We start from the raw sequence: 25,854 nt of genomic DNA on the forward strand, positions 1-25,854 counted from the left end.
GTCATTCGTAAATTTTTATCAGCATCCGGTTCAGCCAGTTCCAACGAAAACGGAACCAGCGCCGGGTGCTGCTTTGTTTCCCTCCGAATCGAAGAACAAAGTCGCGGTATCCGTGTCTGCGAAACGGCAACCCGACATCCATAAATTCCAGGTGGCGATATCCGTGTTGCTTGGCATCGTCCAGTGCTTTCCATACGGCCAGAACGCCCGGATATTGCAGGGCATAGGTCTTGCGCATTCCGCCAGAGAACCAGAGGTAGGCATTATCACCGGAGTAGATGCAGGCACTGCCCCCGATAATCTTGTTCTTATAGGTGACGATGAAGATTTTGCTTCGTCTTTCAGCCAATCCGCTTTCGAGGTGTTCGAAGAACCGGATGCTGGGAAAGTGTCGGCGTATCTTGGAAGAATAGATGTGGCGCAACATGTGGGCAAAGTGGAGTGTTTCCTCCATGGTTTGCGTCTCTCGCACTTGAGCCCCGTTTTTCAATCCTTTTTTTACCTGTCGGATGCGTGACGGACTGAATCGCTCTTCTACCTTTTCGATGCTGTGCAACGAATTGCGTACCCGCAACCAATTGACGGCAAAATAGCTATTTTCACGGAAAGATTTGTATCCGAACAATGCATTCTCCAGATTGCGGAACTCAATGAGAAAAGCCTCGCGCAACGCCTCGTCGGTGAGCCGTTGCAACATGTCGTTAAAGATAACTTCTTTGTCCGCATTGTCGTCGAAATACTCTCCTGTGCCATACACTTCGCATCTTTTAATGATGCCGGGAGGGAACATACGGACGCTTTTTCGTATCACGGCCAGCAGTTTGGCAATGGGTTTGTCGTTTTCGGAAGCTACGATGAGCACAGGAGTATATCCCGGAGTTGCTTCGTAGATTCGGAACAATCCGGTAGAATGAAAGGTGTCGTTCCCCGGCAGTTCGGGTATTTTGCTTCCACGGTAATATGTTGTCAGTTTCAAAGGCATCGCTTGCAAATTTAGAAAAATAATCTTGTGAGGATGTGTCAAAAGCGATATTATTTGTGATTTAGGCAGAGAGACGAAAAGATACCGGGCTTTAATCGGAATTTTGCATTATCTTTGCACGTATTAGCCTTAAAATGAATTATAATAAGAAAATAGAACATGGAAAGTTTCAGTGATTTGATAAAGACACGTCGCAGCATGCGAAAATTTACGGAAGAAGAGCTGACGCAGGAGCAGGTGGTTGCCTTGATGAAGGCAGCCTTGATGGCACCTGCCTCAAAGCGTAGCAACCCATGGCAATTCATTGTGGTGGATGATAAAGAGAAGCTGAAAGAACTGTCATACTGCAAGGAGCAGGCTTCGCAATTCATTGCCGATGCGGCATTGGCAGTGGTGGTTACGGCCGATCCGCTGGCAAGCGATGTCTGGATAGAAGATGCGGCCATTGCCTCCATCTATTTGCAGTTGCAAGCGGAAGATATGGGATTGGGCAGTTGCTGGGTGCAAGTGCGCGAGCGGTTTACGGCAGCCGGTGTGCCTTCCAATGAATACGTGCATGATGTGCTCGACATTCCTTTGCAATTGCAGGTGCTTAGCGTTATAGCAATCGGGCATAAGGGTATGGAACGCAAACCTTTTGATGAAGACCACTTGCAGTGGGAAAAAATACATCTCAATAAATATGGAGGGGAATAACAGTGAGCGCGACAAAGGCTAACAACAATCGGGATACATACAAGGCAACTGCCATCATATTGATAGCATTCGGCATCCTTTACTTGGTAGACAAGCTGATACATTTTTCTGCCATCGGCTTGCCATGGGTGATGAATAGGGATAATTTCCTGCTTTATACGGCAGTGATTTTTCTATTGTTCAAGCATGATAAATCGGTAGGATTGGTATTGACCGGTTTGTGGCTGATACTGAATTTCGGATTAATAACAGCTTTACTTGGTACGATGTCTGCCTATCTGCTGCCATTGGCACTGTTGGTAGTGGGGATTCTTATGTATTGGTTGGCGACAAGATAGAGGGGTATGGCAGGAAGAGATATGGAGGAAACGTCCATTGTTTTTATCGGTGCGGGCAATCTGGCCACCAATCTGGCAAAAGCACTATATCGGAATCGGTTTCGTATCGTGCAGGTATATAGCCGTACGGCTGAGTCGGCCAAACTTCTGGCGCAGACGGTAGGAGCCGGTTACACAACCGAGCTTTCCTGCATAGTAACAGATGCGCAGCTCTACATCGTTTCGTTGAAAGATGCGGCTTTCGTTGAACTATTGCCCCGAATGGTGCGGAATAAGGAGAAAGCCTTATGGGTGCATACGGCCGGCAGCATTCCTATGGGCATTTGGGAAGGGCATGCCCTGCGATACGGGGTCTTTTATCCGTTGCAGACTTTCAGCAAGCAACGCAATGTGAGTTTCAAAGAGATACCTGTTTGTATAGAGAGTAATTCGGAAGAAGACATGCTTTTTTTGAAAGGCATTGCTTCTGTCTTGTCAGAGAAGGTTTATGAAGTCAGTTCCGAGCAGCGTAAAAGTCTGCATCTGGCGGCAGTGTTTACTTGTAATTTTACCAATCACATGTATGCCTTGGCAGCCGAACTGTTGAAGAAATATCAACTTCCGTTCGATGTCTTGCTGCCTCTGATAGATGAAACAGCCCGCAAGGTGCATGAGTTGGAACCTATTGTGGCGCAAACCGGGCCGGCTGTGAGATATGATAAGAACGTGATTGACGAACATGTGCGCATGCTTGCCGATGAACCTGAGATACAGGTGTTGTATAGCTTGTTGAGTGAGAGCATTCACCGGCTGGCGCTTAAAAATGTTTGCAGTGATTAGAACTAAAAAAAAGAGCATGAGTACCATAAATTATGATTTGAGAAAAATAAAAGCCCTTGTTTTTGATGTGGATGGTGTGTTGAGTGCCAACGTGATTCCGATGAGCGCAGAAGGAGAACCGTTGCGTACTGTGAACATAAAAGACGGTTATTCACTGCACATGGCTGCCAAGCAGGGGATATTGCTGGGCATCATAACCGGTGGCCGAACAGAAGCTGTGCGTAAGCGTTTCATGGCTTTGGGATTTGCAGAAGAGAATATCTACATGGGTTCTTCCGTTAAAATTCATGATTATCGGGATTTTCGCAAGCGCCATGGTTTACTGGATGAAGAAATACTTTACGTAGGCGATGACATCCCCGATTTGGAAGTGATGCGTGAGTGCGGCTTGCCTTGTTGCCCTAAAGATGCGGCTCCCGAAGTAAAGGCGGTATCCCGTTATATTTCGCATGCGGAAGGCGGCTACGGCTGTGGGCGCGATATTGTGGAACAGGTCTTGAAAGTAAAAGGTCTTTGGCTGGCCGATGAGCAGGCTTTTGGCTGGTAAATTGTCGTAAATCATTAAATAGTAAATAAGATGCTGTTTGATAATCTGAAGAGATATAAAATAATTTTAGCCTCCAACTCGCCTCGGCGAAAAGAATTGCTGTCGGGCTTGGGGGTGGAATATGAAGTAAGAACCTTGCCCGATGTGGACGAATCTTATCCTGAAACATTGAAAGGGGCGGCTATTCCTCTTTACATATCCGAAGAAAAAGCAGATGCCTATCGTGCCATGATGCAGCCGGATGAGTTGATGATTACAGCGGATACCATCGTATGGTTGGATGAGAAAGTACTTGGAAAACCTCGGAACAAGGAAGAAGCTATACAGATGCTAATGGCTATGTCGGGGCGTACTCATGAAGTTTTTACCGGTGTATGCCTGACAACGACAGAATGGCAGCGTAGTTTCACTGCGGCAACCGAAGTGCGTTTCTCCCACTTGAGCGAAGAAGAGATTGCTTATTATGTAGACAAGTATCAACCGATGGATAAGGCCGGAGCCTATGGTGTGCAAGAGTGGATTGGCTTTATCGGGGTGGAGTATATTTCAGGAAGCTATTATAATATAATGGGACTCCCCGTACAAAAGTTGTACAGGGAGTTGTTGAAGATTTAAAGTCTATAGGTTTTTCTTTCGATGATTTATTGACTTAAAGGAACACGGGATAGAACTAATAGTCAATCGAACTGTTTGCTCAAATCATATCCAGCATCAACGGAATATCTTCTTCAGTAATACCTTTCTTGAGGAGGATATTTCGGTCTCTGTTGAATAGTTCAAAGAAAGACTCCCGGCTGTTACTTTCCAAAGCTGCTTTACTGTAAAGTTCTGCGGCTTTCTCCGTATTGCCTTGCTTCCATGCTACATGTCCTGCATTGAGATAGTCAATGGCAACCGGTCGGGAAGATAGAATTTTATCGTAATACTTTATGGCTTGCTCGTTTTTATCGCATATAAATGAACACCACCCGATGGCACGCCACGTTTTGATGTTTTCATTTTCAATAAAATCCAGTTTGAAAAAGTATTGCAGTGCTTCTTCGTATCTTTCCAGTTCGGCAAGACAACTGCCGGCATAGAAGAGTATGTTGCGATTCTCCGGTTGTATGCTTTCAGCTTTTTTATAATACTCCAGTGCGGTAGCAAAGTCTTTCATTTGCCGGTAGCAGGCTGCCAGATGCCGGATTGTCCATATATGGTCAGGTTTCAGAATATCCGCTTTCAGGTAAGCATCTATCGCTTCCTTATATCGTTTCTCTTTTTGCAGACAATAGCCTGCCTTTTGGAAAATGTCGGCATCTGCCCGATTCATGGTTATCAAGTCCTGATAAAGCTTCAGTGCCTTTGCAGGATGCTCTTTGAGAAAATGAAAGTCGGCAACGGTAGCCAGCAATTCGGGTTTGTGTAAGATGGCTTGCAGCACAGGGATGCGGTGCAAGGCTATTTCTTCTTTAAAGATGTCCCGAAACTCATGCCGGCGTTGATTGAGTTTAAAGAAACGGTATAAATCGTGGATATATTGGTTACTGATTACATCCGGACGCCGGGCATATTGCTGCAAGGTAGAGGATTTGCTTTCGTCCATCAGCTCATTCAGCTCTTGTGAAGTCATTTGGCTGAGCATGGCATTGCGTTGCGATTGAGGGACGTGCGCCATGGTGAAGCAGAGGGAATACTTGTCGCTATTGCAAAAGAATCCCGATTGTAGGATAAGAGAAAGAATGGCATTGTCTCCCGTTGGCTTAAGGCCGAACTCTTTCACGATGCTGGAATGGTGCATGTCGAATGGATAAAGCCAATTGTGCGGCTGTTTGAAGAACGGATAATTTTTGAGTTGTGCAAACGTACTCATATATACATCAGCTCCTTCTAATTGCAGTTCGTTCATCTCACGGATCTTGTTTTCTAAACCGGAGTTTTCAAGAGCCTTTTCCCAATCCGGATTAAAGTCATTCTCATCCGGATTATCTTCAAAACCGAACTTCATGTTACGCATGATATTTACATTCTTTATCATCTCCGGGATAATCTCTTCGCGCATCTTCTTGTCAATCTTTTCCGTTTCCTGACTGCGGAGCAGTTCGATATAAACGCGATTCATCTGTTTGCCGAAGCTGCCGTCTTCGTTCAGAAGAGACAGGCGGGTTGTCAATTCGGGGTAGAGAGACAGACGGGTGGGGTGGCAATGAAGCGTGATAGCTATTCCTACCAATGCACGTTGACTTACTTGCGCATCAACATGCGTCACGACATCCAGCAACCATGAAAATTTTCGCGCATCGAAGCATTCCATCAAGCTAAGCATTACAGCACTGGTAAACAAGCATAAGGCATTGACCGGCAGTAGCTCCGAAGTCAATATTCTTTGGGCTTGTTGTTCTTCTTCTACCGACCAGTGGCTGTTACTCCATGTGGAAAGAAAAAGTGTTTGATTTGTTTCTTCATATCGTTTCAATATGGCGTCCAATCCTTGGTTATCCGGCATTAACAGGCAAACGGCCAACTCGTCAGGAAAAGATTCCAACACTTTTGTAAGGGTGGCAATGTCATATTCGTTCGGAAGCCTGTTTCGGTTGTTACGCAGCGAATGATAATAATGGTTTGATACTTTGTCCAACAAGAATAAACGTGCTTGATCGGCAATCTCCCATGTTTCGGACAACAAGCGGCGGTATAGCTGGGAGCGTTCAGGGTCGTTTACTCCTTGACGCATGTATCGAAGCATATATTGGTAGGATGTTTGCGCTTGCTCCAAGCGGTTACGAGGGGAGCGATCGTCGATATCCCATAGAAAAGCTTCCAATTGGGATTGTGCTTCTTTCAATCTTTTCTGTTCTAACAGGACTATGATGTTTTGATATTGTTCTTGTATAGATTGCTCGTTCATATACGGATATCTTTAGAAATATATACGTTGACAAAGCTACAAAAAGAATACCAAAATATTGTGTTTAGTTTATTCTTTTTCAGTATCATCAGAAAGTATCTGTTGATACTGAATGTTCAGAATCTTACTTGCACTTGTGTTTGCAGCAGATTATAGTTTTCTCCTTTGTGTGGATTACAGTATGTGTATTGAACTTGCAGCCGGCATTTCGGGTAGAACCACCATTGAATGCCTGTCATGTAGTTTGTCTGTTTACTATCAATCACCTTGTTCTTGTTAAAATAATCGTAGGACACAACGATGTCAAATTGAGGGAGCACATGGATAGATGCCGTTGCATAATATCCGTCACTTTTCACTTTTCCGTCTTTTCCGGCAAGGTATTCGGTGCGTAAACTTATCGGCTTGGCATTGACTACTGCACCGATTGCCCAACGGTTACGGGTATAACTTTCACTGACCTTGATGTCCGGAACATCGGGAGAAGCAGCTACGGCACAGCCCTTTCCTTTGATAAACGAACCTCCTATAGACAGCCAGTTCAAAGGATGCAGCATCAGACTTCCGACAATGTCTTTTTGATTATTTTTATCTTTCAGGTTGATGCCTTGCCCGTTCATGACGGCAAGGTTGTAGTTGACGAACTTGTCAAAAAGGTCACCATAGATAAGCAGCCCCATGTCACGTCCGGTAGTGACACCGAACAACGGGTCGCTACCGTTGATACCTGCCAAATAAGCCACGGCCTGTGCATTGCAGTTTATCAGTTCTACGATGCAGGGAGATAGGGGATTCTCAATGGAATAAGGTGTCTTGAACTGGCCGAGGCGCACATTGAGCTGGGGTAGAAAATGATACTCGGTGTAGGCTTCCAGTATCTTTCCTGTGTTTCCGAAGCTATACATGAAGAAAGCCGACCACTTATCGGTTATTTTGCCGTTTGCGAACAGAATAGCTCTTTTAAGGTCGAAAGAATGTTCCGTTCTTTCGTTCTTATTGCCATAATTGTACCCCACTTGGATATATCCCGAAAGGGTAATGCGTTCTTTAAGGGTATTTACCGTTTTGTTTACGTTGACCTCCTGTGCAGTAGCAAATAGGGTGGAAAAAATAATACTGAATGATAGTAGGTATCGTCTAATGCATGTAAACATCTGATTAAGAGAAATAATTTATTGCAGGATGCAAAGGATTGGTATCATAAATATAATATTAAGCACGGATTCTATGGAAATTACACGGTTTTGAATCCGTGAATACCATACCATCCGTGCTTGTGAGAAACGACAAAAGTGTTTAGAAATACTTTTGTCGTTTTATCTACTCATTTCTTATTCGTTGATAGCGGCAATGCCCGGAAGAATTTTTCCTTCAATGGCTTCGAGCAATGCACCGCCACCGGTAGATACATAAGAAACACCGCTTGCCAAACCGAATTTGTTGACGCAAGCAACAGAATCACCGCCGCCTACAAGTGAGAAAGCTCCGTTTTTGGTAGCTTCTACAATGGCTTCGCCTACTGCACGTGAGCCATGAGTAAAGTTTTCGAATTCAAATACTCCTGTCGGACCATTCCAAAGGATGGTCTTGGAGTTTTTGATTACGTTGGCAAATATTTCTTCGGTCTTCGGACCGATGTCCAGACCTTCCCATCCATCGGGGATTTCGTTCACCGGACAGAACTTGGTGTTGGCTTCGTTGGAGAACGAGTCGGCAATCTTGGCGTCAACGGCCAATACAAGATTAACGCCTTTCTCTTTTGCCTTCTTTATCAGGTCGAGAGCAAGATCCAGCTTGTCGTCTTCGCAGATAGAAATTCCAATCTTGCCGCCCAAGGCTTTTGTGAAGGTATATGTCATACCGCCGGCAATAATCAGGTTATCTACCTTGTTCAACAGGTTCTCGATGATTTCAATCTTGGAAGAAACTTTGGAACCACCCATGATGGCTGTAAAAGGACGGTGAATATCATTCAAAACTTTGTCTACAGCTTTTACTTCTTTTTCCATCAGGTAACCGAACATTTTATTGTTCTTGTCGAAGTATTTAGCAATCAATGCCGTAGAAGCATGTGCACGGTGAGCTGTACCGAAAGCATCGTTTACATAGCAATCGGCATAGGATGCCAATTTTTTGGTAAATTCTTTTTGACTTTCTTTGACGGCTGCTTTGGCCACTTTCTTCTCTTCGTCCGTGGCGTCTTCAGCCAAGCCGCGAGGTTTGCCTTCTTCTTCTGCGTAGAAGCGGAGGTTCTCGAGCAGCAGTACTTCACCCGGTTGCAGAGCTGCGGCTTTAACGGCCGCCTCTTCACCCATGCAATCGTTGGCAAACTGTACCTCAACGCCCAACAATTCTTCAAGGTGTTTCAAGATATGCTTCAAAGAGAATTTATCGGCCGGGCCTTTCGGACGACCGAGGTGAGAACCGATTATTACACTGCCACCATCAGCCAAAATTTTCTTCAACGTAGGAAGAGCGGCACGCATACGGGTATCATCTGTAATGTTGAAGTTTTCGTCCAAAGGAACATTGAAGTCCACGCGAACAAATGCCTTTTTTCCGGCAAAGTTAAATTGGTCAATTGTCATAATATTCTATATTTTATTAAATGTGTTACGGGTTTTGTTTCGTGAGTGCAAAGATAATGTTTATTTCTTTTTTTTGCTATTAAATCGTTATTTATTCTTTGTCTTCGCTACCCTCATGGCTTACTTTATATTTCCGGCAGTAATACTTACACATCAGTTGTAAGCCGCAGTTGTCACATTGGGGAGTACGTGCCTGACATACATATCTGCCGTGCAGAATGAGCCAGTGATGAGCCTTTGCGATGTCGGCTTCGGGGATATGTTTCACTAATTCTTTTTCTACGCTGAACGGGGTTGTGCATTTATCCGACACCAGCCCCAGACGATGGCTGACGCGGAACACGTGTGTGTCTACGGCCATAGCAGCTTTGTTGAAGGCAACCGATTGGACAACGTTGGCTGTCTTGCGTCCCACACCGGGAAGCTTGATGAGCTCTTCCAGCGTGTCGGGCACTTGGCCATGGAAGTCTTTCACCAACATACGAGCCATTCCTACAAGGTGTTTGGCTTTATTGTTGGGATAAGACACGCTGCGGATATATTCAAACACTACTTCGGGAGTTGTGGCAGCCAGTGCTTCGGGAGTGGGAAAATCAAGGTAGATGGCAGGAGTAACCATGTTTACTCGTTTGTCGGTGCATTGCGCTGATAGAATGACAGCTATCAGCAACTCGAACGGATTGTCATAATGTAGCTCGGTTTCGGCTATGGGACGATTTTCTTTGAACCATGCAATGATTCTCTCGTAACGTTCTTTCTTTCTCATCTCAATTTGTTTTTATGATAATGCGGTGCAACTTTCAGGTTGAAGTAGAGGGTAGAAACAACCGTCAGGCAAGCACCGAATAAATAGGCTCTGTCGAAAGTACTGATTTCGGCGATATAGCCGCCGGCCAGCATGCCGATACCGATGCCCACGTCCCAAGACGTGAGGTAGGTGGAGGTGGCCGTACCGCGCTGGCTGTTGGGGGCCAGATTGACGAACAGAGTGTTGTATGCCGGAAACATGATGCCGAAACCTGTTCCCAACAGCAAGGCGATAACGAAGAATGTCACTGTGCAGAGTATGCTGTTCCATTGAATGATATGGGCGCAGGCCGAAAGCAGAAAGAAACTGAGTACGACAAGGTATAAACCGGTAGAGATGACCTGAGTGATTTTTCCCTTATCGACCTGCCGGCCGGAAAAAAGTCGCGAGACGGCCATGCCCAATGCCATAAAAGTAAAGAAGAAGCCGGTAGAGGCTTGGATGTTTATTTGTTTGGCGTACATAGCCACGTAGTTGGTGGTCATGCCATAAGGGATGGAGAGTAGCAGCAGGTTGAATCCGGCCGGAAGTCCTTTCAGCAGAATGAAGCGGTCAAGAGAAATCGCTTCTCGCTTCACGGGCGGCTTGTAGGCGGTCTTTACGGCGGAGGCGCACAGCAATCCTGCAAGGCACGAGCCTAAAGAGCAACAAAAGATAACAGGGTAGGAGACTTCTGCATCGTGCAGAAACAATCCCGTCATGGGGCCTATGGACATGGCGATGTTATTGGCAAGTCCGTAATAACCCAATCCTTCTCCGCGCCGCGATGAGGGCATGATGTCGATGACGATCGTGTTTCCGCCCACCGTTACCATACCGAATGATACGCCGTGAACGATGCGGAACAGAATAAAAAACGTCAGTGTTCCGGCAATGATGTATCCTCCGAACATGGCCGTAAAGATGAAATAGGCCAACAGATAGAGGGGCTTACGGGCAAAAGAGTCGAGCAAATAGCCCGAAAAAGGACGGATGCATAATGCCGCGATAGTATAGCAGGAAAGCACGATGCCGATGGTCGTCTTGTTTGCCCGAAACACTTCCGACAGATAAAAAGGCAATACCGGCATCAGCAGCCAAAAACCGAAAAACAGCAAGAAATTGGCAGCGAGAATGAAGCAATAGTCGGATGTGACGAGTCTGTCTTTCATAATGCTTAAATTTTTAGGCATGGATTGCACAAATCTCACGGTTTTGCACTTTGAGTAATCCGTGTTTTCCATGTAATCCATGCCTAATTATGTGGATGGCAACCTGCCTATAACTGCGGATGCCTTATATTGACAGTTGTATGGCCTAATAAGCCGATTCAAATTCTCTCAAGAAACGGGTGTCGTTCTCGGAGAAGAGACGCAGGTCGTTGACACGATACTTCAGGTTAGTAATGCGCTCGATACCCATTCCTAAGGCATATCCGCTATACACCTTACTGTCTATGCCATTCAGTTCCAATACATTCGGGTCTACCATTCCGCAACCCAATATCTCTACCCAGCCTGTTCCTTTGCAGAAAGGACAGCCTTTGCCACCGCAAATATTGCAGCTGATATCCATCTCTGCACTGGGTTCGGTGAACGGAAAGTAGGAGGGGCGCAGTCGAATCTTGGTGTCATTGCCGAACATCTCTCGCGCAAAAAGCAACAGCACCTGTCGCAAGTCGGTGAAAGAGACGTTTTTGTCTACATACAATGCTTCTACCTGATGAAAGAAAGCATGTGCACGATAACTGATGGCTTCGTTACGGTAAACGCGTCCCGGACACAGTACGCGGATGGGCGGTTGGGTAATGTCCATTACACGGCTTTGCACGCTGGAGGTATGTGTGCGCAGGATGATATTGTTTGACACATTTTCGGTATTGTTTGCAATGAAGAACGTGTCCTGCATGTCGCGTGCGGGATGATCTTCAGCAAAATTCATGGAAGAAAATACGTGCCAGTCGTCTTCTATCTCCGGACCGTCGGCAATGTTGAAACCCATCCGGGCAAATATGTCGATGATTTCGTTCTTTACGATTGTCAGTGGATGACGCGTACCCAGTTTTACGGGATAGGCGGAACGGGTCAGATCGAGATCGTCGCAGTCGGTGTCTTGATTTTCAAATAGTTCTTTCAATGCAGCAATCTTTTCTTGTGCTTTGTTCTTGAGTTCATTCAGCCGCATACCCACCTCTTTCTTCTGTTCGGCAGCTACGTTGCGGAAGTCTGTCATCAACTCATTGATAGCACCCTTCTTGCTGAGATATTTAAGGCGCAGTAATTCCAGTTCTTCGGCATTGGTTGCCTTCAGAGTTTCTACTTCTTGTAGTAACTGATTGATTTTCGCTATCATATTGTCGTTGTCTTTTTTAATCCAAAGTTGAAAACGATGCAAAGATACAATTTTCTTTAAGACATCGTTCCCATGAGAGGTACTTAAATTTGTCGTTCTTTGTTTTTTGTCTTTAAAGGACTTTATTTATTTTCATAAACATTTGGCAGGTTCGAAAAAATGCTCTACTTTTGCGCCCCGAAGAGGAGAGGTGCTCGAGTGGTTGAAGAGGCACGCCTGGAAAGCGTGTATACCCCAAAAGGGTATCCGGGGTTCGAATCCCCGTCTCTCCGCAGAAATACGATATAAAGTTTAGGCATTCAAAGAAGATTTTATTTCTTTTTTTGAATGCTTTTTTTATGCCGGTTTGTTTTTCAGTGTTCTGTTCAATCACGATGCTTTTTTTGTTGAGAATTAGTACTAAGTGTTTGCTGAGAGGCATCCCTTGCGAGAGATATCTGTATGATGGCTTTGATGGAGATATATCTCCACCGCGCTGCATGTATATGCCGAGCGTGCTGCATCTATATTTCCAGCCGAGGGCATCTATATAGCGAGCTGAGGCGAGGAGGAGAGCTGTCCAAGAAATAAATGTTTTTCTTTTCCTGAAAAGTTTCGGGATTGGAAGTGCGTGGTGTATCTTTCATTATATTAAGACAGAAATAATTTTTGCGGAACACTTCGGGAAGAAATATTACTTGAGTTCGGGATAGGCTGTTCCTTTTGCTGAAGATGAGGGGCTGCATCCTATCGGCGGATATTTCCTGGATGCACCGGTTCACAGCAGTTAGCCAGAAGAGAAGAAAGCCTTTCAGGCCGGCTGCCCTCGTCCTGTTTTGACAGCTGCAATCCTTTGTCGTGACAGAGGCAAGTGTCCAAGCTGACAGACACAAGTCTCTGACGTGACAGACACAAGTGTTTGAGCCGTCAGACGCAAGTGTCTGATAAGACAGGGGTAAACACCTGATAACCAATGCAGTTTGGCTTTAAAGCACAAGCCGCCGTGCGAGGTTATCGCCCTGCTTCTAATCCCGAACTCAGTAAATATTAGTGCTCTATACCTCTCTCTTGATTTGTTTCTCCTAAAGTGTGGGCTGGTGTTTCCTAAAGTGTGGGCATACCTTTTCTGAAGTGTGGGGTTACGGTTCTTAAAGTGTGGGCATATGATTGCTTAGGTGTGGGCATAAGATTGCTGAGATGTGGGCTTAAGATTGCTCTAATGCGAGTTAGCAACTGCGTCAATTAAGGGGGAATACAAAAAATCCGCTTTTGGAAGCGGATTGTGGAGCGTATCGGACTCGAACCGATCACCTTAACACTGCCAGTGTTACGCTCTAGCCAGATGAGCTAACGCCCCTTTTTTTAGGGATTGCAGAGTTGCTCTGCTTTTTTGATGGCGCAAAGATAATGCATTATTCTGAAATAATTGCTATGTTTGCGGAATAAATTGAAAAAAAACGTATCATGCTGATATATAATACAACGTATCATGTTGAAGAAGGGGATGAGAAGAACTTCTTGATTTGGATGCAGGAATATTATCTTCCTGAAGTAGAAAAAAAAGGAATGTTGCATGCTCCCCGGATATTACGTATATTGAGCCACATAGAGAAGGGCAGTGTTTGCTTCTCTGTTCAATTCGAGGTGGGGGATTCTGCTCTTTTGCACCGTTGGCATCGGGAACAAGGAGCAGAACTGAATGGCGAACTGCAAAGGACATTTAAGGATAAAGTTATCGGCTTTCCTACTTTAATGGAGGTTATGGAGTGATACAACCGGTCAAAGAGAAGATTATTCTGGGCATTGACCCCGGTACGACTATTATGGGATATGGCGTATTGTGCGTGAAAGGAGTGAAGCCTGAAATGGTGGCTATGGGGATTATCGACCTTCGCAAGTTTAGCAACCACTATCTGAAACTGCGGCATATTCATGAGCGTGTGTTGGGGATCATTGAAGGCTACCTGCCGGATGAGTTGGCCATTGAGGCACCGTTTTTCGGAAAAAATGTACAGTCTATGTTGAAACTGGGCCGGGCACAAGGTGTGGCAATGGCAGTTGCCCTGAGCCGTGATATTCCGATCACGGAGTATGCGCCTTTGAAGATAAAGATGGCGATAACCGGAAACGGGCAGGCATCCAAAGAGCAAGTGGCAGATATGTTGCAGCGAATGTTGCATATCTCAAAAGAAGATATGCCGATATTTATGGATGCAACGGACGGACTTGCCGCTGCTTATTGCCATTTTCTGCAGATGGGGCGTCCGGCAGTAGAGAAAAACTATCACGGATGGAAAGACTTTATAGCCAAGAATCCGGACAAGGTGAAGAAATGAAACAGAAAATCCGGAAAAAGATATTTAAATAGCATATATAATAATGTGTAATAGCATGAGACATCATCGTTATTACGAAGAACTGAAAATAAGATTATGAACCTGAAAGATTTAGCCATTATAGGAGTAACTGCAGCGACTGTTGCAGGTTGTGCTTCTGCCAAAAAGGAATATGCTTCTTACGAATTATATCCGGTACGTTCGGGTAGTCTCACAGAGATGGAATACAGCCCGACCGTGACTCGTTTTTCTCTATGGGCACCTACGGCCGACGAAGTTCGTCTGATGTTGTTTGAAACCGGAGACGGTGGACATGCTTATGAGACTATCTCAATGCAGCTTTCTGAAGAAGGGACGTGGAAGGCAGATGTTGAGCGAGATATGAAAGGGAAATTTTATACTTTCAACGTGAAAATCAACGGTAAATGGTTGGGTGATACTCCGGGCATCAATGCTCGTGCCGTAGGCGTAAACGGCAAACGTGCGGCAATCATTGACATGAGGACTACCGACCCTGAAGGTTGGGCAGACGACAAACGTCCCGCGTTGGTTTCTCCGGCAGATGTGATTATCTATGAGATGCACCACCGGGATTTCTCAATAGACTCTTTATCCGGCATTCGGCATAAAGGTAAGTTCTTGGCGCTTACCGAGACGGGCACAGTGAACCCTGACAACTTGCCGACCGGAATCGACCACCTCAAGGAACTGGGCATCACGCATGTACACATCCTTCCTTCCTATGATTATGCTTCGGTTGATGAAACCAAGTTGAGTGAGAACAAATACAATTGGGGATACGACCCGCAAAACTACAATGTGCCCGACGGTTCTTATTCCACGGACCCTTATACGCCCGAAGTACGTATCCGTGAGTTCAAGCAGATGGTGCAGGCATTGCATAGAGCCGGCATCCGGGTGGTATTGGATGTGGTTTATAATCATACCTACAATACGTCCGACAGTAATTTCGAGCGTACGGCACCCGGCTATTTCTATCGTCAGCGACCCGATGGAACGTATGCCGACGGTTCGGCTTGCGGAAATGAGACAGCCAGCAATCGTCCCATGATGCGCAAATATATGATAGAATCCGTACTGTATTGGATGAACGAGTATCACATCGACGGTTTCCGTTTCGACCTGATGGGCATTCACGATATTGAAACCATGAACGAGATACGTAAGGCTGCAACGGCTGTCGACCCCACCGTTTTTATATATGGTGAAGGTTGGGCTGCATCGGCTCCGCAGATGGCGGCAGATTCTTTGGCCATGAAAGCCAACACATACAAGATGCCGGGCATTGCCGCTTTCTCTGATGAGATGCGTGATGCATTGCGTGGCCCGTTCAATGATAATCATCAGGGGGCTTTTCTTGCTGGTCTGCCGGGAGGAGAAGAGAGCATTAAGTTCGGTATTGCAGGCGCAGTGAAGCATCCGCAAGTCAATTACGATTCCGTGAACTACAGTAAAGCTCCGTGGGCAGAACAACCAACGCAGATGATCGGCTATGTGTCTTGCCATGACGACATGTGTTTGGTGGACAGGCTTAAGGCGAGTGTTCCCGGCATAACTCCCGAAGAATTGGTGAAGTTGGATAAATTGGCACAAACGGCAGTGTTTACTTCGCAAGGAGTTCCGTTTATTTATGCCGGTGAGGAAGTAATGCGCGATAAGAAAGGAGTACATAACAGTTTTGAAAGTCCTGACTCCGTAAATGCGATAGATTGGCGTCGCAAGACACAGCATGCCGATGTATTTGCCTACTACAAAGGTTTGATACAACTGCGTAAGTCGCATCCGGCTTTCCGTATGGGCGATGCCGATATGGTACGCAGGCATTTGGAATTTCTTCCGGTAGAAGGTAATAATCTGATTGCTTTCCGGCTGAAAGACCATGCTAACGGAGACGGATGGGAAGAAATTATCGTGGTGCTCAATGCCCGCAAGGAACGTGCCCTCATTTCCTTGCCCGAAGGAAAATATACCGTGGTATGCAAGGATGGGTTCATCGACCGGCAGGGATTAGGCACATTGTATGGTGGCGAGATAGGCATCTCCGCACAGTCGGCAATGATCTTGTGGAAGTGATATGACGGATATTTCGCTTTGTTCCCCATTCTGAATAGTTTGGTGCAAAAAGCGTAGGTACGTTTGGTTGGGTATTGAAATAATAGGGATTCACTCGAAGATTGTATGATATAAATCGTTATATTTGTGACGTTAACCATCTTAACCATTATATCATGAAATTTTTTATTGATACGGCCAATCTGGAACAGATTCGGGAAGCCTATGATTTAGGTGTGCTCGATGGCGTTACAACCAACCCTTCGCTTATGGCCAAAGAAGGAATCAAAGGAGTAGATAATCAGCGTAAGCATTATGTGGATATCTGCAATATTGTGCAGGGAGATGTGAGCGCCGAAGTGATTGCCACCGATTACGAAGGTATCATTCGGGAGGGAGAAGAGCTGGCAGCTTTGAACCCCCACATTGTGGTGAAAGTACCTTGTATTGCCGACGGCATCAAAGCCATCAAATATTTCTCGGAAAAAGGCATTCGCACGAACTGTACATTGATTTTCTCTGTGGGACAGGCACTGTTGGCTGCCAAAGCCGGTGCCACGTATGTGTCTCCATTTGTGGGGCGGCTCGATGATATCAGTGAAGATGGCATTGCATTGGTGGGCAAAATCGTTGAGATATATCGTTACTATGGTTATGCCACTCAGGTGCTTGCTGCTTCTATCCGTCATACGGCACATATCATTCAGTGTCTTGAAGTAGGTGCTGATGTGGCAACTTGTCCGCTTTCGGCCATCAAGGGATTACTCAATCATCCCTTGACAGATGCAGGCTTGAAGAAGTTTCTTGAAGACTACAAGCGGGTGAACAACTAATCGGCTTGGCTCTTAAAATATCCTATAAGCTTTTCTATTATCGTAAAAAAAGACCAATATCTGTGTGGATTAGAATAAAAAGATTTACTTTTGTCTCTCATGTTTAAGAGATGGAATAAGACACAGATGAAAGAAAGGCTTATAGGATTTATAAAGACTTACTGTTTGTTCGTCTTTATTTTTGTACTGCAAAAACCTTTGTTCATGCTATTCTACCAATCGTTGTATTCCGAGGTTTCACGGAGTGATTGGTGGAGTGTTGTTTGGCATGGATTACCGCTTGATTTTTCTTTGGCCGGTTATCTGACCGCCATTCCCGGCTTTCTTTTTGTTGCTTCCGCTTGGACACTGTCCGGTTTTCTTCATCGCCTTCGATGTGGCTATTGCCTTTTCATTTCCATCCTGCTTTCCATTATCTTCATTGTAGATTTAGGATTATACGAATATTGGGGATTCCGATTGGATGCTACGCCGCTTTTCTATTTTTTCTCTTCACCTAAGGATGCAATAGCCAGTGTCAGTGTCTGGGTGGTGTTGGGAGGAATAGTTGCTATAGCTGTTTATGCGGCATGTATATATGGTCTATTCTATGCCGTTTTGTTACAAAAGAAGCAATGGCAGCAGATAAAATTACCCTACTACCGTTTGAGGACATCCAGTGTATTGCTGCTGATGACCGGATTGTTGTTTATACCTATTCGCGGAGGTTTTACGGTCTCTACGATGAACGTGGGGAAGGTCTATTACAGTGCTAATCAACGTCTGAATCATGCTGCCATCAATCCGGCATTCAGCCTGATGGAGTCGCTCGCCAAGCAGAAAGACTTCGGCAAGCAATACCGCTTTATGAAGGCCGAAGAAGCCGATGCTATCTTCAAGAGCCTGCTCGACCCGTCTGTGCTTGAGGACAATGCCGAAACAACCGTTTCCTTACGGCAGCCTGAAGATTCATTGCATACATTGTTTACTACTCGACGTCCGAATGTACTTTTTGTTATTCTGGAGAGTTTCTCCTCCAAGTTGATGACAGCGCTGGGCGGTGAACCGGATATTGCCATACATCTGGATAGCCTGAGCAAGGAGGGGGTACTTTTTACAAACTTCTATGCCAATAGTTTCCGTACAGACCGTGGCTTGGTGTCCATCTTGAGCGGTTATCCTGCCCAACCCACTACAAGTATCATGAAATATCCGCGTAAGACGCAGTCTATTCCGGCCATTGCAGGCTGCTTGAAGAAAGCGGGTTATGAAACCAAATACTATTATGGCGGTGATGCCGATTTTACGAATATGCGTTCTTATCTCATGTCGTCAGGTTTTGAAAATATAGTTTCAGACAAAGACTTCCCTATAGCGGAACGCTTGAGCAAGTGGGGAGCACACGACCATGTGGTATTCAATCGTCTGCTGGAGGATCTGACCCGACGTTCGGAAAGGAGCGAAGGACGATTCGTGTCGAATGAGGAACAAAGGTCGTTCTTCTATGTATTGCAGACTTCCAGCAGTCACGAACCCTTTGACGTTCCTTATCGTAGGCTGGAGAACAATCGTTTGAATGCATTTGCTTATACGGATAGTTGTGTAGGCGACTTTGTAAATCGCTTCCGTAAGTTGCCGGCATGGAAAAATACGGTGATAGTTTTTGTGCCCGATCATTTGGGGGCTTATCCCGAACATGTTGACAATCTTTCTTTGGAACGTTACCGAATACCGTTGTTGATGGTGGGCGGTGCAGTTCGCGAGCCGCAACGCGTTGACGTGTATGGTTCGCAACATGATATTGCCGCTACGTTGTTGTCTCAGTTAGGCTTGCCTCATAATGAATTTATTTTCAGTAAAGATATGTTGAACCCTTCTGTTCCTCATTTTGCTTTCTTCACAGTGCCCGATGCTTTCGGCATGGTGACGGAGGAGAATCAGGTGATATACGATTGTCAGGCTGGCAAGGTGGTGGTAGACGAAGGGGAGTCAAAAGGTAAAAACCTGTCGCTTGGGCAGGCTTATCTGCAAAAATTGTATGACGATATAGCCCAAAGATAAGTATGGTATTATTCATGAATATTCTTCAGCAGGCGGTGGAAGCGGACACAAACGTTTTCTTTTTCTTCAACCGGATGCATAGTGAGTTTTTCGACTATTTTATGAGTGCTTATAGCGGCAAATGGGTGTGGGTACCTATGTATGCGGCCATCTGGTATGTTATGTTGCGCAGCTTTCATTGGAAGGTCACTTTATGTTGTGTGCTGGGATTGGCTTTGACAATTGTTTTGGCCGATCAAGTGTGTGCCACATTGATACGCCCCTATGTAGAGCGTTTGCGTCCTTCCAATCTTGAAAACCCTATTTCGGAGATGGTGCATCTTGTGAATAATCGCCGTGGGGGACGCTATGGCTTTCCTTCGTGCCATGCAGCCAACACTTTCGGTCTGGCTTTCTTCATCTTCTTTTTGTTTCGTAGGCGATGGCTTACCCTTTTCATGGCTCTATGGGCTTTGCTCACCTGTTATTCAAGGGTTTATCTCGGTGTGCACTATCCCGGTGATTTGCTGGCAGGCACATTGGTCGGTCTGGCCGGTGCCTATGTCATGTATCGTTTGTTTATGAAGGTCAGCGGTCACAAACATGCCCAGCAGGTTGTCCACATTTATGCTCCTGTATTGATAGGAGGAATAACCATTGTGGGAATATTTATTTATGCACTGATAAGCACGCTCAGAACTGATGACTTGCCGTTATCATGACCTCTTTCGGACGGATATTCAGACGTGAGGTGCTGCTTTGTGTGGCCGAATAGAGTGTATAGGCATATCCTTTCTTGTTTAAGAGATTGTTAAAGTTGGTTTCCAATCTCCATTTTCCTTTTTTATAGACGAGCGATGCATCTGCGAACACTGTGCTGAGATGTGTGTTGCTATTTAAGTCATTCCGATAGTGTTCTCCCGAAAGGCGGAGTTCGAACTTGCCGAAGCTCATGGTGAGATACAAGCGTTGCACGAAGTTCAGTAGTGGAGTGAGGTGGGTGCCATTGCCTATCTTGCTGCCGCCGTAGCCGACGGTAGCATGATATTCGGCTTCCAGATTAGGGGTAGGTTGCCAGATTATTTTCGGTTCTATTCTAAGGTAGTCGTACCGGTATGTTTGCAGCAACTTGTTGGTGAGTTGCTTCCCCGTGTTGCGGTTCAGCGAGAAGTTCAACGACGTTTTCAGATGCCAGTCATAAAAACCTTTGGAGAGTGTGCCTGTAAATGACCAGTATTCCGTTCTGTTGGGCAAATCATGAAGTGTGTGGATAATGGAGTCTTGCGAAATGCTTTGTCCGTAGAGCGCATTCTTCCACGCGTGTTGATAATAAAGGGAAGCGGTTATGAAAAATTCTTGTACGGTATTCTTGTATTCTCCGTATAGCCGGTAGTTTTGGCTGAGGCTGACGGGAGTTGTTCCGTTATTGCGCCAAGTCCGGTAATCAGTCCGGTAAATGGGACGATAAAGATCGGTTCCATTTCCGGCAGAACGGGTCAGGCTGCTGAAGAAAGTCAGTTTCCAGTGATAGTCTATCTGATAACGGAGATAGATGGAAGGGGCATACAGAAGATAGTTTTCCTTTTGGCTGAAGAATCTTTTTCCTCGGAAAGGAAGCGTGAGGTTACCTTGCCATTTGCCTCGTTCCAATTGGAAAAAAGGGGTGAAATAGACGGAAAGGTTGGAGATGTCGGTCGGGCAACCGGAGGCTTGTGAGAGCCTGCCCCATTCTCCTTGCACCCCTGCCCGATATTGCTGTGTGAAGTCGTTATGTTTGCGCAGATAGCTTATGCTGTTGTCCGTATGGAGGCTTTGCCGGCGATACGTTTCTTTCTCGTCTGCCACTTGCAGAGATGAGGGAAGAAGAGTATATTGCATTGCGGAATTGACCTCCCACGTATTCATTCCTTTGTTGCGGAGTAAGTGGAAACTGTTGTCGGCTTTCAGTTGCGAGGTTTGTATTTTCTGGTGTAATTCTTGCAGAGTGCTCCGTTCTGTTGTTCCCTCTGCCCTGAACCGGTTGCTCAGATAGTGCTTGGGACTGTTGTCCTCATAATGAAGCTCTGCATAAGCATCGTCGCTCAGCAGGCGATGGTGATACGTCTCGTCTATGCGGATGGTGTCGCCGGGCCGGTAGTAGGACAGTGTGTTGCTCCGTTCCTGTTCGATTTGGTCGTGTGTATATCCTGCTTGCAAGCGGAGACTTTTCTCGTCGTTCCATTTGTACATGCGATTGCCGTTGACAGTGTGCGTGTGGTTGAAGAGCAGGCGTTTCTTATCGAGCGGTGCACTGATGCCGGGTTGCGAGAGGAAAGAGGAGTTATCGAAATTGGTACTGTTGTTGTTTATAAACAGCATTTGCTCTTTGCTCAAGTCGGTGCCGTTGTTGTTTGTCTTATAGTTGTACAGGCTTTGCTTGCCCTTGCCTAACTGCAAAGCATTGAGGGCGCCCTTCCAAAGGATGCCTTTATTTTCATTGGAAGCCTCTTCCTTTTCGACGACATTGCTCAGCCCCATTCCCAACATGCCATTCATTATCCACTGGTCGCGGGCTTTCGGGTCGAGCTTCAAGTTCAGAGCCACTTCGTCGGAACTTATTTTGCCCTTTAATGTTTTTAAGGACTGGTAGTTCTCCATGATTTCCGCAGTCTTTACGGCTTTGGCGTTCAGGTTGTTGTTCACTTGGTTGTAGCGTCCGCCCGTCACATCCATGCCTTCTACCAGAAAGTGGTCGATGGCTTTGCCTTTGTACTTTACTTGCCCGTTTTCTTCTACGTCCACTCCGGGCAACCGCTTCAATACATCTTTAATGTGCACGTCTTTGGAGGAGGCAAACTGCGAGAGGTCATAGCGTACCGTATCTTTGCGGCTATGGATTCGTCCGGGGCGTATTTGCACTTCTTTCAGGGCAATGGCCTCGGATTGCAGGGAAAGGTTCAGTATTCCGGCTGCCGCTATTCGGCGGACTTCTCTCCTATATCCCAATAAGGAAGCACAGACTTGCAATGTGTCTTTATACTTCCACGGCAAGGCATATCGGCCTTGGGCATCGGTCAGTGCATAGTCTATCGTCGTGTTGTTGCGCATGACGCTGACTACAACAGCTTCCAACGGTTGACCGGTTTCGGCATCTGTCACCGTGCCGTTGAGGGTTTGGGCTTGTGCGGCTACTGAAAACAAGACAAGATATACCGGTAAGTACTTTCTTATTGTCGTTTTCATGTTTATCTTCGTTCGAGTGGATTGTAGGGTATATTCATCGGATTTCTCGTTTTATTGCCTTGCTGGTCTTGTACGGTGACACTGACGTTGGGCATACTGCCGGTGATGAAGCCTACCGGGTCTGCATGGTATCTTTCGTGGATTTTATCGTATGCTTTACGGCTTATGGGTTCATAATCTTTTCCACTGAAGAGGAGGGGGCGATAAGAACGACATTGCTCTATACCTGCGCAAGTGAAGGTGTAATGCTTATCGCCGTCTTCGGCTTTCAATATCAATCCCGGAAGGCCGAACAGTTTCCATGGCCCTTCACCGGAAGGAATTTCCGGGCTATACCAAGCCGTCCATCTTCTTCCCTTGAAGAAGCATTCCGCCTTGTTGCATACATAACCTATAATGGTGGCCGTGTCTGCCGATAGGGTCCATTGCGGACGCTCTTCCGTTTCTTCGCAACGGAGCCTGCTGATGTCTCCCGCTATTTCGTTCAGCGTGGTGACTTTTCCTACCGGATACCGTTTGTATGTTTGTTCATTAAGTCTGCTTTTCCCGAATTGTTTGGCATGCTCCATCATGACTTCTTTGGAGACGTTATTGGCAATATCGGCGGCAAGCACGGAATCGCTTACATATTTCGTATAGCTATAAAATCTGGAAGATTTCTTTCCTACTTCCAGCATCATGGTTTCTTTGAAGCGTTCTTTTTTCAACGTGTCTATACAGCCGTCTACTTCGTATTGAACGATGAACACGGCTTGGTCTATGGTATCCTTTCGGAAGGTCTTGCCCATGCCTATGTTGATACTGAATTGTGCATGCGCAGCCAATGCTATTATGGTCAGCATTGCGGTGAGTGAAGCTTTCTTTTTCATTGTTTTGTTGTTTTTAAAGGTGATATCGGTAACAGATTGATATTTCTGTTTGTCGCAAATCTACACGAAAAGATTGTACCGGAGCAGGAAAGTTATTACTGAGATATTACTCCGAAAGAAAAAAGAGAGCCTCGTACGTACATCCGATTCCCTGAAAAGATTACCTTTGCCACTGTGGAGAAAAGGAATATCGCAAAGATGGAACGGAGAATAAAGATTATATGGGCATTGTCGTTCGCGTCCATGATACTGATTGTGGCAGGGCAGGGGTATTGGTTATGGAATCAATATCAGTACAAGAACGGAGAGTATGAGGAAGAAATTCGTCGGTGTGTAATGGATGCCGTGGCGGTAAACGATTCCGTCCGCCGCATGCAGCCCAAGAAAGTGTTTATCAAGCCCAATGTCTCTTTCTACAATACCAATGTGGATATGCGTGCGGACAGGGATTCTGCGACCGGAAAAGCGAAGGAGTGCTATACGCGTACCTTTATCATCGGTTCCACGTTTGCCGACTCTTTGCGGACGATAAAGAAGATTGCCAAGACCGCTGACGCCGACTTCAACCTTAACATATCGATAGATAGTGTTGTCCATAAAGAGAAAATAGTGATATACGGAGATGATAAAGCCTTGTTCGATATGAGCTTCACTGAGGCGATAAACGCCTATCAGTTGCAAGTGGATGTGCCTTTCACCTTGCAGCGTTTCGATTCGGTGCTGGCTGCGAAACTGGGCGACATGACTTTTGAGACGAAGTTGACGATGAGGCCGGACACCCTCTATCAATGGGCGGAAACGGTAGAAAGGTTGGGCAATGGTTTGCGTCCGGTTCTCCGCATAGTCTATCCTTATAATCCGTTGAAACGCGAGTTGGTGCAGATAGACGTGCGGATTCGGCCTCATACCCTTTTGCTTCGTATGGGCCGGCAGTTACTCGGAAGTCTGTTCCTTATATTCTTGCTGGCCGTCTGCCTGTTGTTGCAGATAAAAACGATTCTGAAACAACGCCGCATCGACGAGTTGCGTAAAAGCTTTGTAAATACGATGATACACGAACTGAAGCGCCCGGTGCAGGCTTTGAAAATGTGTGTGGCTTTTCTCAGCGACAAGAACATGCGCACGGACGAGCAGAGCATGGACGAGGTAGTGAGCGATTCCATGTCCGAACTGGACAATCTTTCGGCCTATCTCCAAAAGCTTCGCGACATGACGCGTGCCGATGATGAACAAACGCACTTGTCGGTAAGTACTTTCGATTTGAAACCGGTTGTGGAAAAGCTGATACGCTTGCAGCATGCTCCCGAGGGCAAGCATGTGGCATTTACAACCGGCTTTACGGACCGTCTGCTCGTCACTGCCGACCCGGTGCACATCTCCAACATCGTCAGTAACCTGATAGAAAATGCCGTGAAGTATTCGGGAGCTTCGGTTCATATTCTTGTCGACTGTGCGTTGCACGACCATAGGCTTACGATAAAAGTCACCGACGATGGCATCGGCATCCCCGCGTCCGAGCAACTGCGTGTGTTCGATAAGTTCTATCGCAGCAGTAACCTTCCCGACAAGGCCCTTCCCGGCATCGGTTTGGGATTGAGTTACGTCAAGCTCTTGGTGGAAGCCCATCGGGGCACTGTCTCTCTGACAAGTCGGGTGGACAAGGGCACGACGATAGAAATATCCATACCTCAATAAGCTAATCTCAAGTACTGAATATGAAATCCCTGAAGATACTTTTTGCCGACGATGATTTGAAGTACTCCATGCTGCTGAAACGTTTCCTCGAAAAAGAAGGTTACGAGGTGACTTATGCCGGTAACGGCAACATCGCCCTTGAGCAGTTTGTCCGTGTCAAGCCCGATTTGGTGTTGCTCGATATCAATATGCCCGGCCTTAACGGTTTTGAAGTGGCCGAACGAATTCGGGAAACGGATAAGCACGTCCTTATTTTCTTTCTCTCCGACCGTAGCGACAAGGCGGACCGTCTGCAAGGTTTTCAACTGAAGGCAAACGATTATCTGGCCAAGCCTTTCTATCCCGAAGAGTTGATGGCACGCATCCGCGAGCGCTTCGCCGTGCAACTTTCCGGTGTTGTGGAAGACGAGACCTACTCCTTCGGCAATTCCGTATTTAATTACAGCACCAACGAGATACGCACCGGAAACAACAAGGTGCTGGTCACTTCCCGCCAGGCAGACATCCTCCGCCTGCTTGTCTTGAATCGTAACACTTCCGTCAGTCGCGACAGACTGCTGGAACTTGTGTGGGGCAACAGTTCTTATGCCAATTCCCTTGCTCTGAATGTTCAGATTTCCTATCTGCGAAAGGCTTTGAAAAACGACCCGACTGTAAAGATTGAGTCGCTGATGAAGAAAGGGTATGTATTTGTCGTTATGGGGGTGTGACGGGAAACCATGAAGCAGATATTTCTATTGCCCATGAGATGCTGATGTCGTTGCCCATGAGATGCTGATGTCGTTGCCCATGAGATGCTGATGTCGTTGCCCATGAGATGCTGATGTCGTTG

The 25,854-nt window shown here is 46.1% G+C and carries 22 protein-coding genes and 2 tRNA genes; 14 read left to right on the forward strand and 10 right to left on the reverse strand.

The window, feature by feature from the left end:
• Window position 1: 1 nt before the first annotated feature.
• Window positions 2-982 carry a GNAT family N-acetyltransferase gene (locus EV202_RS07280; protein ID WP_131926411.1) on the reverse strand — a complete coding sequence of 327 codons (981 nt, stop codon included), beginning with the start codon at window positions 980-982 and terminating at the stop codon, window positions 2-4.
• A 159-nt stretch (window positions 983-1,141) separates the two neighbouring features.
• On the opposite strand from EV202_RS07280, the gene EV202_RS07285 reads away from it, so the two are divergent.
• From EV202_RS07285 to EV202_RS07305, 5 genes are read left to right on the forward strand one after another with little or no spacing between them, the layout of a single operon-like run.
• Window positions 1,142-1,678 (forward strand): nitroreductase family protein, encoded by a 537-nt coding sequence (locus EV202_RS07285; protein ID WP_106068320.1) that lies wholly within the window; start codon window positions 1,142-1,144, stop codon window positions 1,676-1,678.
• 2 nt (window positions 1,679-1,680) lie between these two features.
• Window positions 1,681-2,016: a hypothetical protein gene (locus EV202_RS07290; RefSeq protein WP_131926413.1), complete on the forward strand. Its 336-nt coding sequence runs from the start codon at window positions 1,681-1,683 to the stop codon at window positions 2,014-2,016.
• A 6-nt stretch (window positions 2,017-2,022) separates the two neighbouring features.
• Complete coding sequence (locus EV202_RS07295; protein WP_106068322.1) at window positions 2,023-2,835, forward strand: Rossmann-like and DUF2520 domain-containing protein; 813 nt, start codon at window positions 2,023-2,025, stop codon at window positions 2,833-2,835.
• Window positions 2,836-2,851: 16 nt separating this feature from the next.
• Window positions 2,852-3,382, forward strand: a complete 531-nt coding sequence (locus EV202_RS07300) for a KdsC family phosphatase (protein WP_106068323.1) — start codon at window positions 2,852-2,854, stop codon at window positions 3,380-3,382.
• A 33-nt stretch (window positions 3,383-3,415) separates the two neighbouring features.
• Complete coding sequence (locus EV202_RS07305; protein ID WP_106070401.1) at window positions 3,416-3,997, forward strand: Maf-like protein; 582 nt, start codon at window positions 3,416-3,418, stop codon at window positions 3,995-3,997.
• 79 nt (window positions 3,998-4,076) lie between these two features.
• On the opposite strand, the gene EV202_RS07310 is transcribed toward EV202_RS07305, so the two are convergent.
• The 6 genes from EV202_RS07310 to pheS form a co-directional block, all read right to left on the reverse strand.
• Window positions 4,077-6,269 (reverse strand): tetratricopeptide repeat protein, encoded by a 2,193-nt coding sequence (locus tag EV202_RS07310; protein ID WP_131926415.1) that lies wholly within the window; start codon window positions 6,267-6,269, stop codon window positions 4,077-4,079.
• 116 nt (window positions 6,270-6,385) lie between these two features.
• On the reverse strand, window positions 6,386-7,411 hold the full coding sequence (locus tag EV202_RS07315; protein ID WP_131926433.1) for a porin: 1,026 nt from the start codon (window positions 7,409-7,411) through the stop codon (window positions 6,386-6,388).
• Between the two features lie 189 nt (window positions 7,412-7,600).
• Window positions 7,601-8,860: a phosphoglycerate kinase gene (locus EV202_RS07320; RefSeq protein WP_131926417.1), complete on the reverse strand. Its 1,260-nt coding sequence runs from the start codon at window positions 8,858-8,860 to the stop codon at window positions 7,601-7,603.
• An 88-nt stretch (window positions 8,861-8,948) separates the two neighbouring features.
• Window positions 8,949-9,623 (reverse strand): endonuclease III, encoded by a 675-nt coding sequence (gene nth / locus EV202_RS07325; protein ID WP_106068326.1) that lies wholly within the window; start codon window positions 9,621-9,623, stop codon window positions 8,949-8,951.
• Window positions 9,620-10,816, reverse strand: a complete 1,197-nt coding sequence (locus EV202_RS07330) for an MFS transporter (RefSeq protein WP_106068327.1) — start codon at window positions 10,814-10,816, stop codon at window positions 9,620-9,622. Before EV202_RS07330 ends, nth begins: the two co-directional genes overlap by 4 nt.
• Before the next feature lie 145 nt (window positions 10,817-10,961).
• A complete protein-coding gene (gene pheS, locus EV202_RS07335; protein WP_131926419.1) occupies window positions 10,962-11,996 on the reverse strand; it encodes a phenylalanine--tRNA ligase subunit alpha in 1,035 nt (344 codons plus the stop codon).
• A gap of 184 nt (window positions 11,997-12,180) precedes the next feature.
• Here pheS and EV202_RS07340 point away from each other — a divergent pair.
• Window positions 12,181-12,268 (forward strand) — tRNA-Ser (locus EV202_RS07340).
• A gap of 990 nt (window positions 12,269-13,258) precedes the next feature.
• Here EV202_RS07340 and EV202_RS07345 read toward each other — a convergent pair.
• A tRNA-Ala gene (locus tag EV202_RS07345) sits at window positions 13,259-13,332 on the reverse strand.
• A 107-nt stretch (window positions 13,333-13,439) separates the two neighbouring features.
• On the opposite strand from EV202_RS07345, the gene EV202_RS07350 reads away from it, so the two are divergent.
• The 6 genes from EV202_RS07350 (at window position 13,440) to EV202_RS07375 (ending at window position 19,958) form a co-directional block, all read left to right on the forward strand.
• Window positions 13,440-13,745, forward strand: coding sequence for a DUF4286 family protein (locus tag EV202_RS07350; RefSeq protein ID WP_106068337.1), 306 nt, complete (start codon window positions 13,440-13,442; stop codon window positions 13,743-13,745).
• Entirely contained in the window at window positions 13,742-14,311 is a 570-nt protein-coding gene (ruvC, locus tag EV202_RS07355; RefSeq protein WP_106040043.1) for a crossover junction endodeoxyribonuclease RuvC, read from the forward strand. Before EV202_RS07350 ends, ruvC begins: the two co-directional genes overlap by 4 nt.
• 96 nt (window positions 14,312-14,407) lie before the next feature.
• Window positions 14,408-16,405 carry a type I pullulanase gene (pulA, locus tag EV202_RS07360; RefSeq protein WP_131926421.1) on the forward strand — a complete coding sequence of 666 codons (1,998 nt, stop codon included), beginning with the start codon at window positions 14,408-14,410 and terminating at the stop codon, window positions 16,403-16,405.
• 155 nt (window positions 16,406-16,560) lie between these two features.
• Window positions 16,561-17,217 carry a fructose-6-phosphate aldolase gene (fsa, locus tag EV202_RS07365; RefSeq protein WP_106040045.1) on the forward strand — a complete coding sequence of 219 codons (657 nt, stop codon included), beginning with the start codon at window positions 16,561-16,563 and terminating at the stop codon, window positions 17,215-17,217.
• Window positions 17,218-17,343: 126 nt separating this feature from the next.
• Complete coding sequence (locus EV202_RS07370) at window positions 17,344-19,257, forward strand: LTA synthase family protein (RefSeq protein ID WP_131926423.1); 1,914 nt, start codon at window positions 17,344-17,346, stop codon at window positions 19,255-19,257.
• A 2-nt stretch (window positions 19,258-19,259) separates the two neighbouring features.
• Entirely contained in the window at window positions 19,260-19,958 is a 699-nt protein-coding gene (locus EV202_RS07375; RefSeq protein ID WP_106068340.1) for a phosphatase PAP2 family protein, read from the forward strand.
• On the opposite strand, the gene EV202_RS07380 is transcribed toward EV202_RS07375, so the two are convergent.
• Window positions 19,930-22,458, reverse strand: coding sequence for a carboxypeptidase regulatory-like domain-containing protein (locus EV202_RS07380; RefSeq protein WP_131926425.1), 2,529 nt, complete (start codon window positions 22,456-22,458; stop codon window positions 19,930-19,932). The genes EV202_RS07375 and EV202_RS07380 overlap by 29 nt on opposite strands.
• 2 nt (window positions 22,459-22,460) lie before the next feature.
• A complete protein-coding gene (locus EV202_RS07385) occupies window positions 22,461-23,327 on the reverse strand; it encodes a GLPGLI family protein (protein ID WP_131926427.1) in 867 nt (288 codons plus the stop codon).
• Between the two features lie 198 nt (window positions 23,328-23,525).
• Between EV202_RS07385 and EV202_RS07390 the strand changes: the two genes are divergently transcribed.
• Window positions 23,526-25,022, forward strand: a complete 1,497-nt coding sequence (locus EV202_RS07390; protein ID WP_131926429.1) for a sensor histidine kinase — start codon at window positions 23,526-23,528, stop codon at window positions 25,020-25,022.
• A gap of 20 nt (window positions 25,023-25,042) precedes the next feature.
• On the forward strand, window positions 25,043-25,732 hold the full coding sequence (locus tag EV202_RS07395) for a response regulator transcription factor (protein WP_106040050.1): 690 nt from the start codon (window positions 25,043-25,045) through the stop codon (window positions 25,730-25,732).
• Window positions 25,733-25,854 lie beyond the last annotated feature (122 nt).

This window comes from Prevotella heparinolytica (assembly GCF_004342845.1).
Lineage (GTDB): Bacteria > Bacteroidota > Bacteroidia > Bacteroidales > Bacteroidaceae > Bacteroides > Bacteroides heparinolyticus.